Origin of the sequence: Anianabacter salinae, assembly GCF_019061145.1 — a bacterium.
In the GTDB taxonomy this organism is placed as follows: Bacteria; Pseudomonadota; Alphaproteobacteria; order Rhodobacterales; family Rhodobacteraceae; genus Anianibacter; species Anianibacter salinarum.
In genome coordinates this window covers 473880-483965 of the sequence record NZ_JAHQZS010000003.1, presented here as the reverse complement: position 1 = coordinate 483965, position 10086 = coordinate 473880, and the positions used below count along the sequence as shown (strand labels likewise).

The following is a 10086-nucleotide window of genomic DNA, read 5'->3' as shown; positions in this document are numbered from 1 at the left end:
CATGGGGGCTTTGCCCCCAAACCCCCGCAGCATTTGGGGGCCCCCCCCCCCCCCCCCCCCGGCCCCTGGGGGCCAAAAAGGGGGGGGGGGGGGCGGGCGGGGGGGGGGGCGGCGGGCGGGCGCGGCGGGGGCGGGGGGGGGGGGGGGGGGGTTTCCCCCCCCCTGCGCCTTCGGCGCATTCCCCCCCAGAGGTATTTGTGGACCAAAGATGCAGGGCGCGCGCCATGGCGGCGATTGACGGACTGCCGCCCCTGAGGGACGTGATCGCGGCCCATGACTTGCGCGCGAAGAAGGCACTGGGGCAGAACTTCCTGCTGGACCTGAACCTGACCGCCAAGATCGCGCGGCAGGCGGGCGATCTGTCGGGCTGCGATGTGCTCGAGGTCGGCCCCGGCCCCGGCGGGCTGACCCGGGGGCTGCTGGCCGAGGGCGCGCGCAGGGTGCTGGCGGTCGAGAAGGACGCGCGCTGCCTGCCCGCGCTGGCCGAGATTGCGGCGGCCTATCCCGGGCGGCTGGAGGTGATCGAGGGCGATGCGCTGGCGCTCGACCCGCTGGCGCATCTGACGCCGCCGATCCGGATCGTCGCCAACCTGCCCTACAACGTGGGAACGGAGTTGCTGGTGCGTTGGCTGACGCCCGCGGTCTGGCCGCCGGTCTGGGACAGCCTGACACTGATGTTCCAGCGCGAGGTGGCCGAGCGGATCGTGGCGCGCCCCGGGTCCAAGGCATATGGGCGGCTGGCGATCCTGGCGCAATGGCGCTGCGAGGCGCGGATCGTGATGGACCTGCCGCCCGAGGCATTCACGCCGCCGCCGAAGATCCGCTCTGCGGTGGTGCATCTGGTGGCGCGGGCCGAGCCGCTGTATCCCGCCGATGCCGCCGTCCTCAGCCGGGTGGTGGCCGCCGCTTTCAACCAGCGCCGCAAGATGCTGCGGGCCAGCCTTAAGGGCGTGGCGCCCGGGATGGAGGCACTGCTGGAAGAGGTCGGGATCGCGCCGACATCGCGCGCCGAGGAGCTGTCGGTCGAGGCGTTTTGCGCGCTGGCGCGCCGTGTCGCCACGGCGCGCTAGGGATTATTCCGCCGCCTCGGACGATCCGTCGCCGCTGCCTTGCGGCGCGTCCGCACCGCTGGCTGCGCGCGGCTTGCGCGGGCGGCGGGGCTTGGGCTTGTCGGCCTTCATCTCGGGTGTCTCGACAAGGCCGCTGTCCCGGGTCTCGCCGTCCTCGTCGCTGGCCACGAATTCGAGAGGCTCGGGCTTCTTGCGGCGGCGCGGTCGGTCGGCCTGATCGGGCTGCGGCTGGCGCGGCTGATCGCCGGACTGGCTGTCGGGCCGACTGTCTGAGCGGTCATCCTGCTGGCGGTTGTCTTGTTGGCGGTTTTCCTGCTGGCGGTCGTTCTGGGAACGATCGTCACGCTGGCGGTTGTCGTGCTGGCGGTCGTTGCGCTGTCCGCCGTCGTCGCCGCGCTGGTCGCCCCGCCCATCTTGCCGGTTGTCTTGACGCCCATCCTGACGCCCATCTTGACGGTTGTCCTGGCGCCCATCCTGACGGTTGTCTTGACGTCCATCCTGGCGGTTGTCCTGGCGTCCATCCTGGCGGTCGTTGCCGTCGTTGCCTTGCTGTCCGCCGTTCTGGTCCTGCTGGTCGCGGCGCTGGTCCTGTTCGCGCTGCGCCTCGGCCAGCATCCGCAGGTAGTGTTCGGCGTGCTGCTGAAAGTTCTCGGCTGCGACGCGGTCGTTGCTGAGCTGCGCATCGCGGGCAAGCTGGTTGTACTTTTCAATGATCTGCTGGGGGGTGCCGCGCACCTTGCCCTCGGGGCCCGAGGAGTCGAAAACGCGGTTGACGACGTTCCCCATGGACCGACTGCGGTTCTGCTTTGACCGCGAACGTGACTTCGAAGATCTCATAAACTCTCGGTTCCAGCCAATATTAGGCGTTCGTGCCTGTGCGTTGGGACCTGTCGCTTTGTGGAAAACGGCGCGAAAACAGGTCTCTCTTGTCCGGCTTGTCGACCCGGCGAGGGCGGACCCTCAGCCAAGGTGTGCCTCGACTAACCACGCAGGTTTCGCGCTGACAAGCGAAAAATAGGCATGTTTCGCGGCTTTGGCGCGATATTGCGCGATTGTCACGGGTTTTGGTGCCGTTGTGCGGGCGCGCGGCCCAGAACCACGCGGTCCTTGCCATTGAGATCAGGCCGGACCTCGACCATTTCAAGACCCGCTGACGTGAAGAGACCGCAGACGGCCTGCCCTTGCCCGTGGCCGATCTCGACCAGCAGCCAGCCTTGCGGCGTCAGGTGGCCCCGCGCCCGGGCGGCGATGATGCGGTAGGCTGCCAGACCATCGCCGCCGGGTGTCAGGGCCAGACGCGGCTCGAACGCAAGTTCGGGGGCAAGTGTCTGCATCTCGGCGCCGGAGATATAGGGCGGGTTCGACACGATCAGATCGAACGGGCCGGTGACGCCGTTCCACCAGTCGGATTTCAGGAACGCCGCGCGGCCCCGAAGCCCCAGCGCCTCGGCGTTGCCCCTTGCGACGGAAAGGGCGGCGGCGGAGACATCCGTGCCGGTGCCGGTCGCCCCCCCGCGCTCGGCCAGCAGAGACAGCAGGATCGCGCCCGATCCGGTGCCGAGGTCCAGCACGCTGCGCCACTCAAGGTCCAGCGCCGCCGCAACCAGCGTTTCGGTGTCGGGACGCGGATCGAGCACGTCAGGGGTCACGTGGAAGCTGTGGCGCCAGAACTGGCGGGTTCCGGTGATGTGGCTGACCGGCTCGCGCGCGGCGCGGCGGGTGATGGCAGCCGCATAGGCGGCGGCCTCGTCCGGGGTCAGGCTGTCGGGGACGGCGCGTCCTGTGACATGGGCCAGAAGGCGCCGCGCGTCGGTGGCGGGGTCGGGCACGCCTGCTGCTGCCAGTCGGGCCCGCGCGGCTGCAATTGCGGCAGCGGCGTCCGTCACGCCCCCATCTCGGCCAGCAGCGTCGCCTGATCGTCCGAGATCAGCGCGTCGATGATGTCGTCGAGATCGCCCTGCATCACCTGGTCGAGCTTGTAGAGCGTCAGGTTGATGCGGTGGTCGGTCATCCGGCCCTGCGGGAAGTTGTAGGTGCGGATGCGCTCGGACCGGTCGCCGCTGCCGACCTGGGACTTGCGGGCAGAGGCGCGTTCGCCGTCGGCGCGGGCACGCTCGGCCTCGAACAGCTTGGCGCGCAGCACGCCCATCGCGATCTCGCGGTTGCGGTGCTGGGACTTTTCCGACGAGGTGACGACGATGCCCGACGGGATATGCGTGATGCGCACCGCCGAATCGGTCGTGTTGACGTGCTGGCCGCCCGCGCCCGAAGACCGCATGGTGTCGATGCGGATGTCGCCCGCGTCGATCTTCACGTCGACCTCCTGTGCTTCGGGCAGGACAGCGACCGTCGCGGCGGAGGTGTGGATGCGCCCGCCGCTTTCGGTTTCGGGCACGCGCTGGACACGGTGGACGCCGGATTCGTATTTCATCCGCGCGAACACTCCCTCGCCTTTCACGCTGACAACGGCCTCGCGCACGCCGCCAAGCTCGGATTCGGCCAGTTCGATGATCTCGGTGCGCCAGCCCTTCGTCTCGGCATAGCGCTGATACATCCGCAGAAGATCGCCTGCGAACAGCGCCGCCTCCTCGCCGCCCGTGCCGGGACGGATCTCGACGATGGCGGGGCGGGCATCGGCGGAATCCTTGGGCAGAAGCGCGATCTGCAGCGCCTTCTCGACCTCGGTCAGGCGCCTTCGAAGGGTCGGCAGTTCCTCTTCGGCGAGCGCGCGCATCTCGGGGTCGGACAGCATCGCCTCGGCCTCGTCGATCTGGTCCGTCAGCGCCTGCCAGTCCTCGATGATGGCTACGATGGGCCGCAGGTCGGCATATTCGCGCCCGAGCGCCGCGATGTCGCCCGTGCCGGAGGACATCCGCGCCTGCACGTATTCGAACCGCTCGGTGATGCTGTGAAGTTTTTCTCTGGGGATCATGGGCGCGGTTTTGCCGAAAGCCCCGGCGCGGTCAAGGGTGACAGGCATCGCGGCGCGTGCCATGCTGAATGGATGATCCGCGCGGCAGCCCTTGCCCTGCCCGTCTGCGTCCTGGCCGCGTCCGCGTCGGCCGAGACGAAGCCCGGGCTCTACAGCCCCCTTCCGGGGATCGAGTATTATTGCCGCGACCGGGACGGCGGGCGCCGTGAGATCGGCGAGGTGATGTGCATCACCGCCTCGTGCCAGACCTGGACCGCACGCTGCGAGATGGGGGCGAACAACAACCTCGCGATGTGGCGCAAGTTGCAGGACGGCTGCCCTGGCGCGTCAGCCCTGCCCCTTGAGGATCGCATCGAGGCGCTCAAGCACGCGCTCTGAACGGGCGCGGTTCACGCCCATGTCGCTCTTGCCGAAGCGCAGGCGCGAATAGAGCCACAGCCCCGTGCCACCCTCAACCGCGGCGGCCTTGACGGTGATGTAGTCGGGAAATCCCATCAGGCGCGAGCGGGCGATGTAGGTCACTTGCCCCTCCTCTGCCGAGCCCGCCAGCCGGGTGATGCGCGGCTCTGCCCGCAAGGCGGCATCGAAGGCATTCAGCAGTTCGGCAGGGCTGGCCGCGCGCAGCGGGTTGCCGGGATCGCCGGGCTTCAGCCGCACACCGCCGTCTCCGGGATCGGGCGCGGCACCGGGATCGACGTGCCAGCGCGCGGGATCGGACGGCGCGGCGCGCACCCAGACGAGGGCGGCGGCGAGAACCAGAAGCACGAGAAGCAGGGCGAATTTCATGTCACATCCTTCGGGCCGGGCTGAGGGTGGAGGGGGCTGGAGGGGCGCTGCCCCTCCAGACCTCCCCGGAGTATTTGCAGACCAAAGATGGGACGATCAGCCTGCCTGACCAGTGCGGCGCGCCAATGCGACGAGGCACAGGATGGCTTGCGCCACATGCGCGCCCGCGATGGCGGTGGCGCCGGTGGTGTCGAAGGGAGGCGAGACCTCGACCACGTCGCCGCCCTTGATGTTCAGACCCTTGAGGCCCTGCAGCATCGCCTCGGCCTGCCATGTCGTCAGCCCGCCCCAGACCGGCGTGCCGGTGCCGGGCGCAAAGGCCGGGTCGAGCGCGTCGATGTCGAAGGTCAGGTAGGCGGGCGCGTCGCCGACGATCTCGCGGATGCGGGCGACGATGGCGCCCGGCCCGTCGCGGTGGACCTGCGGGGCGTCAAGGATGGTGAAGCCGTGGGTGTCAGGGTTGGTGGTGCGGATGCCGACCTGCACCGATTTCGCCGGGTCGATCAGGCCGGTCCTGGCGGCCTTGTAGAACATCGTGCCATGGTCGATGCGCGTCAGGTCGTCGTCGGTCCAGGTGTCGGAATGGGCGTCGAAGTGGATCAGCGCAAGCGGGCCGTGTTTCGCGGCATGGGCCTTGAGGCAGGGATAAGAGATGTAGTGATCGCCGCCGATGGCGATGGCCGCCGCGCCCGCGTCGAGGATGCCCGCGATATGGGCGGTCAGGGTGTCGGGGAAGTCGGACACCTTGGCATAGTCGAAGGCCAGATCGCCGTAGTCGACGATGTCGAACTCCTCGAGCGGCTCGAACCCCCAGCCATAGGGCGGATCGACCGACAGAAGCGCCGAGGCTTCGCGCACCGCGCGGGGACCAAGCCGGGTGCCGGGGCGGTTCGTCACCGCCTGGTCGAACGGAACGCCGGTCACCGCGATGTCCACGCCCGTGAGGTCCTTGGTGTAGCGGCGGCGCAGGAAGGAGGTGGCCCCGGCAAAGGTATTCTCGAACGAATAGCCGCGGTTGCGGTCGGCGGTGAAGGCACGGTCGATGTGGCGTTTGGCGTCTTCAAGGGCCATCAGGCATGCTCCAGCGGTTGGGCGGTCTCGACGAGGCGGGCGAAGAACGACGCGCCCAGCGGTGCGACGGCGTCGTTGAAGTCGAATTTCGGGTGGTGCACGAAGGGCCCCGGCCCGGTGCCGAGGAACAGGTAGGCACCGGGGCGCTGGTTCAGCATATAGCTGAAATCCTCGGCGCCCATCTCGCGGCTGGCGGTGTCGTTGACGCCGTCGGTGCCCGCGACCTCGCGCGCGACGCGGGCGGCAAAGGCGGTCTTGCCGGGCTCGTTGACGGTGGCCGGATAGCCGGTCTCGTAGAGATAATCGGTGGTCACGCCGTAGGCGGCAGCCGTGCCGTCCACGACCTCGCGCAGGCGGCGTTGCACCATCGCCTGAACCGCGGGATCGAAGGTGCGTACCGTGCCCGAGAACCGCGCGGCATCGGGGATCACGTTGTTCGCCGTCCCTGCGTGCACCTGCGTCACCGAGATCACCAGATCGTCCAGCGCATAGTGGTTGCGGCTGAGGATGGTCTGGATCGACTGGATCATCGCAATAGCGGCGATCAGCGGATCGACACATTCATGCGGAAACGCGCCGTGTCCGCCCTTGCCCTTGACCGTGACGTAGAACTCATCGACCGCCGCCATGATCGGCCCCGGCGTGGTGATGAATTGTCCCTCGGGCATCTCGGGGCCGCAATGCAGGGCATAGATTTCGGCAATGTCGAACCGGTCCATCACACCCTCTTGCACCATCACCTCGCCGCCGCCGCCGTCTTCCTCGGCGGGCTGAAAGATCAGCGCCACACGGCCCCGAAAGTTCCGCGTCTCGGCAAGGTAGCGCGCGGCGCCCAGCAGCATCGTGGTGTGCCCGTCGTGGCCGCAGGCGTGCATTACGCCGGGGCGGGTGCTGGCATGGGCCGCGCCGGTGTCCTCGGGGATCGGCAGCGCATCCATGTCGGCGCGCAGGCCGATGGTCGGCCCGTCGCCCTGCCCTTCGATGATCGCCACAAGGCCGCTGGTGGCGATGCCTTCGTGAATATCGGTGATCCCGAAGCTGCGCAGCTTGTCCGCGACGAACCCCGCCGTCTCGTGGCAGGCGAATCCAAGCTCGGGGTGGCGGTGCAGGTGCTGGCGCCATTCGGTCATGTCGTCGGCGAATGAGGCGATGCGGTTCAGGACGGGCATGGGGTTGGCCTTGGTCGAGGGCGATGGAATAACGGGGCCACCTTCCGTGATGGCAAAGGCTCTCGCAATGACCAATTCCTCGGACGACCTTGTGCACGATCCCGATGGCGGCTTGCCGCGCCTTCTGGAGATCATGCGCCGCCTGCGCGACCCTGAAACGGGGTGCCCCTGGGACATCGAGCAGGATTTCGCCAGCATCGCGCCCTACACCATCGAGGAGGCCTACGAGGTCGCGGACGCCATCGAGCGGCAGGCGTGGGACGAGTTGGAGGGCGAGCTTGGTGATCTGCTGTTGCAGACGGTCTATCACACCGCCATCGGAGAGGAGCGCGGGCTGTTCAGCTTTCAGTCCGTGACGAAGGCGATCGCCGACAAGATGGTGGCGCGGCACCCGCATGTCTTCGGCGACGAGAGCCGCGACAAGACGCCTGAGCAGCAGACCGCCGACTGGGAGACGATCAAGGCGGCAGAGCGCGCGGGGCGCGACAGGGGCGGCGTTCTGGACGACGTGGCGGTCGGGCTTCCGGCTTTGCTGCGCGCGATGAAGCTGCAGAAGCGCGCGGCGCGCGTGGGATTCGACTGGCCCGAGACGACGCAGGTTCTGGACAAGATCGTCGAGGAATCACGCGAGTTGGTCGAAGCGAAAGAACGCCTGGGCGCTGCCGAGATCGAGGAGGAGATGGGCGACCTTTTGTTCGTTATGGCTAATCTTTCGCGGCACCTCGGTGTCGATCCCGAAGCGGCATTGCGAGGAGCGAATGCCAAATTTACCCGCCGTTTCCGAAGTATAGAAGCCGATCTTGCAGCGATCGGAAAACGGCCTGAAGAGTCTGGCTTACGCGAAATGGACAAGCTTTGGGACAAGGCCAAGGCTGCGGAAAAGGCGCGCAAGGCCGGCACGGATTAATCCGAGTGTTCCAATCAGATATTGACCCGACAAAAACACTCGGGTTTAACGGCGGCATCTGCAACTGACATCCAACAGGAGAGTCACCATGTTTCTGCGTGCAACGCTTCTTGCATCTGCCGCCATGATCGCCGCCCCCGCGCTGGCCGACGTCAACGTCTACACCACGCGCCAGCCGGAACTGATCCAGCCCGTCGTCGATGCCTTCACCGATGAGACCGGCATCGCGGTGAACCTCGCCTTCATCGAGGACGGCATCGTCGAGCGCCTGCGCGCCGAGGGCGACCGCTCGCCCGCCGATCTGGTGATGACCGTCGACATCGCGAACCTCAAGCAGATCGTGGACGCCGATGTGGTGCAGCCCGTGGACAGCGACGCGCTGACCCAGGCGATTCCCGAAAACCTGCGCGATCCCGATGGACTTTGGTTCGGCCTGACCACCCGCGCCCGCATCGTCTATGCCTCGAAAGAGCGCGTGGCGGACGGTGAAGTGACCACCTACGAAGACCTCGCGACCGACAAGTGGCAGGGCCGCATCTGCACCCGCCCCGGCACGCACAACTACAACCTCGCGCTGCTGTCCGCCGTCATCGCGCACCACGGCGAAGAGGCCGCGCGCGAATGGGCCGCCGGTCTCAAGGACAACCTCGCGCGCACGCCGCAGGGCAATGATCGCGCGCAGGTCCGGGCGATCTGGGCGGGCGAATGCGACATCTCGCTCGGCAATACGTATTACATGGGCCTGATGCTGCAGGACCCCGAGCAGACGGAATGGGCGAATTCGGTCCGCATCGTGTTCCCCGAATTCGAAGACGGCGGCACCCACGTCAACGTCTCTGGCGTCGCCATGACCAAGGCCGCGCCGAACCGCGAAGAGGCGCTGCAGTTCATGGAATTCCTGGCGTCGCCGACGGCACAGGAAATCTATGCCGAGGAGAACAACGAATACCCCGTCCTGCCCAGCGCGAACGCGAGCGATTTGGTGGCAAGCTGGGGCGAGTTCACCCCCGATGACGTCGATCTGAGCGAGTTGGCCAGCCACCGCGCCGCCGCCTTGCGGATCATGGAAGAAGTCAACTACGACGGCTGATCGCCAGCCGCCGCTTGCCTTGACGGGCGGCTTCTGAAACCTCTGAGCGCGGCGGGTTCCCCCGCCGCGTTTTTCGTCGAAAGGGGCCCCTCATGGCGCGCAAGATCATCATCGACACCGACCCCGGACAGGATGACGCTGTGGCGATCCTGCTGGCGCTCGCATCGGACGAGCTGGAGATTCTGGGCATCACGGCGGTCGCCGGGAACGTCCCGCTTGACCTGACCTCCAAGAACGCGCGGATCGTCTGCGAATTGGCTGGGCGCAGCGATGTGAAGGTCTTCGCGGGATGCGACAGGCCGATGGGGCGCGATCTGGTGACGGCCGAACATGTGCACGGCAAGACCGGCCTCGACGGCATCGAACTGCCCGATCCGGTGATGCAGATGGCAGACGGGCACGGCGTCGATTTCATCATCGACACGCTGCGCGCACAGCCCGCCGGATCAGTCACCTTGTGCCCGCTCGGGCCGCTGACCAACATCGGCACAGCATTTCAGCGCGCACCGGACATTGTTGGAAAAGTGCAAGGTATTGTCTTGATGGGTGGCGCTTATTTCGAGGTTGGAAACATCACTCCTGCGGCGGAGTTCAACATATATGTCGATCCGGAAGCCGCTGATATCGTTTTTAAGTCAGGCGTTCCACTGGTCGTGATGCCGCTTGACGTGACGCACAAGGCGCTGACCACTCGGGAAAGGGTCGAAAGGTTCCGAAAGATCAACCGTGTCGGCGAAGCGGTGGCAAGCTGGACCGAGTTCTTCGAACGCTTCGACAAGGAGAAGTACGGCAGCGAAGGCGCGCCGCTGCATGACCCCACGGTGATCGCCTACCTGCTGAAACCCGAACTGTTCAGCGGTCGGCACATCAACGTCGAGATCGAAACGCAGTCGCCCCTTACCCGCGGAATGACCGTCGCTGACTGGTGGCGCGTCACGGGCCGTGCGCCCAACGCGATGTTCATAGGCGATCTGGATGCGGACGGTTTTTTCGGCCTTCTGGCGGACCGGATTGCACGTCTGTGACCAGCACCCCCTCGAAAATGCCAGTGGTTGCCCCCA

At 67.0% G+C, this 10086-nt stretch carries 11 protein-coding genes; 5 read left to right on the top strand and 6 right to left on the bottom strand.

From position 1 onward, the window contains the following. Positions 1-224: 224 nt before the first annotated feature. Entirely contained in the window at positions 225-1070 is an 846-nt protein-coding gene (gene rsmA / locus KTJ87_RS11415) for a 16S rRNA (adenine(1518)-N(6)/adenine(1519)-N(6))-dimethyltransferase RsmA (RefSeq protein WP_267139245.1), read from the top strand. 3 nt (positions 1071-1073) lie between these two features. On the opposite strand, the gene KTJ87_RS11410 is transcribed toward rsmA, so the two are convergent. From KTJ87_RS11410 to prfA, 3 genes are all read right to left on the bottom strand, one after another. Then, positions 1074-1907 carry a DUF4167 domain-containing protein gene (locus KTJ87_RS11410; RefSeq protein WP_267139244.1) on the bottom strand — a complete coding sequence of 278 codons (834 nt, stop codon included), beginning with the start codon at positions 1905-1907 and terminating at the stop codon, positions 1074-1076. 218 nt (positions 1908-2125) lie between these two features. Then, complete coding sequence (gene prmC, locus KTJ87_RS11405) at positions 2126-2956, bottom strand: peptide chain release factor N(5)-glutamine methyltransferase (RefSeq protein WP_267139243.1); 831 nt, start codon at positions 2954-2956, stop codon at positions 2126-2128. After that, positions 2953-4002, bottom strand: coding sequence for a peptide chain release factor 1 (gene prfA, locus KTJ87_RS11400; RefSeq protein ID WP_267139242.1), 1050 nt, complete (start codon positions 4000-4002; stop codon positions 2953-2955). The genes prmC and prfA overlap by 4 nt, the downstream gene beginning before the upstream one ends. 72 nt (positions 4003-4074) lie before the next feature. Between prfA and KTJ87_RS11395 the strand changes: the two genes are divergently transcribed. Further along, positions 4075-4380 carry a hypothetical protein gene (locus tag KTJ87_RS11395; RefSeq protein ID WP_267139241.1) on the top strand — a complete coding sequence of 102 codons (306 nt, stop codon included), beginning with the start codon at positions 4075-4077 and terminating at the stop codon, positions 4378-4380. Here the strand turns inward: KTJ87_RS11395 and KTJ87_RS11390 are convergent. The 3 genes from KTJ87_RS11390 to KTJ87_RS11380 all read right to left on the bottom strand — a co-directional run bounded on the left by KTJ87_RS11390 (position 4330) and on the right by KTJ87_RS11380 (position 7028). Beyond that, positions 4330-4788: a DUF1499 domain-containing protein gene (locus KTJ87_RS11390; RefSeq protein WP_267139240.1), complete on the bottom strand. Its 459-nt coding sequence runs from the start codon at positions 4786-4788 to the stop codon at positions 4330-4332. The two genes, KTJ87_RS11395 and KTJ87_RS11390, sit on opposite strands and share 51 nt — an antisense overlap. 96 nt (positions 4789-4884) lie before the next feature. After that, a complete protein-coding gene (speB, locus tag KTJ87_RS11385) occupies positions 4885-5859 on the bottom strand; it encodes an agmatinase (protein WP_267139239.1) in 975 nt (324 codons plus the stop codon). Beyond that, positions 5859-7028: a M20 aminoacylase family protein gene (locus tag KTJ87_RS11380; protein WP_267139238.1), complete on the bottom strand. Its 1170-nt coding sequence runs from the start codon at positions 7026-7028 to the stop codon at positions 5859-5861. Before KTJ87_RS11380 ends, speB begins: the two co-directional genes overlap by 1 nt. Positions 7029-7095: 67 nt before the next feature. On the opposite strand from KTJ87_RS11380, the gene mazG reads away from it, so the two are divergent. From mazG to KTJ87_RS11365, 3 genes are all read left to right on the top strand, one after another. After that, entirely contained in the window at positions 7096-7935 is an 840-nt protein-coding gene (mazG, locus tag KTJ87_RS11375) for a nucleoside triphosphate pyrophosphohydrolase (RefSeq protein WP_267139237.1), read from the top strand. A gap of 88 nt (positions 7936-8023) precedes the next feature. Beyond that, on the top strand, positions 8024-9025 hold the full coding sequence (locus tag KTJ87_RS11370) for a Fe(3+) ABC transporter substrate-binding protein (protein WP_267139236.1): 1002 nt from the start codon (positions 8024-8026) through the stop codon (positions 9023-9025). A 92-nt stretch (positions 9026-9117) separates the two neighbouring features. After that, positions 9118-10050: a nucleoside hydrolase gene (locus tag KTJ87_RS11365; RefSeq protein ID WP_267139235.1), complete on the top strand. Its 933-nt coding sequence runs from the start codon at positions 9118-9120 to the stop codon at positions 10048-10050. Positions 10051-10086 lie beyond the last annotated feature (36 nt).

Bases quoted from the DNA above. Each gene is read 5' to 3' on its own strand.
- KTJ87_RS11370 (WP_267139236.1), top strand. From the start codon at position 8,024: ATGTTTCTGCGTGCAACGCTTCTTGCATCTGCCGCCATGATCGCCGCC.
- KTJ87_RS11390 (WP_267139240.1), bottom strand. From the start codon at position 4,788: ATGAAATTCGCCCTGCTTCTCGTGCTTCTGGTTCTCGCCGCCGCCCTC.
- KTJ87_RS11365 (WP_267139235.1), top strand. From the start codon at position 9,118: ATGGCGCGCAAGATCATCATCGACACCGACCCCGGACAGGATGACGCT.
- KTJ87_RS11395 (WP_267139241.1), top strand. From the start codon at position 4,075: ATGATCCGCGCGGCAGCCCTTGCCCTGCCCGTCTGCGTCCTGGCCGCG.
- prfA (WP_267139242.1), bottom strand. From the start codon at position 4,002: ATGATCCCCAGAGAAAAACTTCACAGCATCACCGAGCGGTTCGAATAC.
- KTJ87_RS11410 (WP_267139244.1), bottom strand. From the start codon at position 1,907: ATGAGATCTTCGAAGTCACGTTCGCGGTCAAAGCAGAACCGCAGTCGG.
- rsmA (WP_267139245.1), top strand. From the start codon at position 225: ATGGCGGCGATTGACGGACTGCCGCCCCTGAGGGACGTGATCGCGGCC.
- mazG (WP_267139237.1), top strand. From the start codon at position 7,096: ATGACCAATTCCTCGGACGACCTTGTGCACGATCCCGATGGCGGCTTG.
- KTJ87_RS11380 (WP_267139238.1), bottom strand. From the start codon at position 7,028: ATGCCCGTCCTGAACCGCATCGCCTCATTCGCCGACGACATGACCGAA.
- speB (WP_267139239.1), bottom strand. From the start codon at position 5,859: ATGGCCCTTGAAGACGCCAAACGCCACATCGACCGTGCCTTCACCGCC.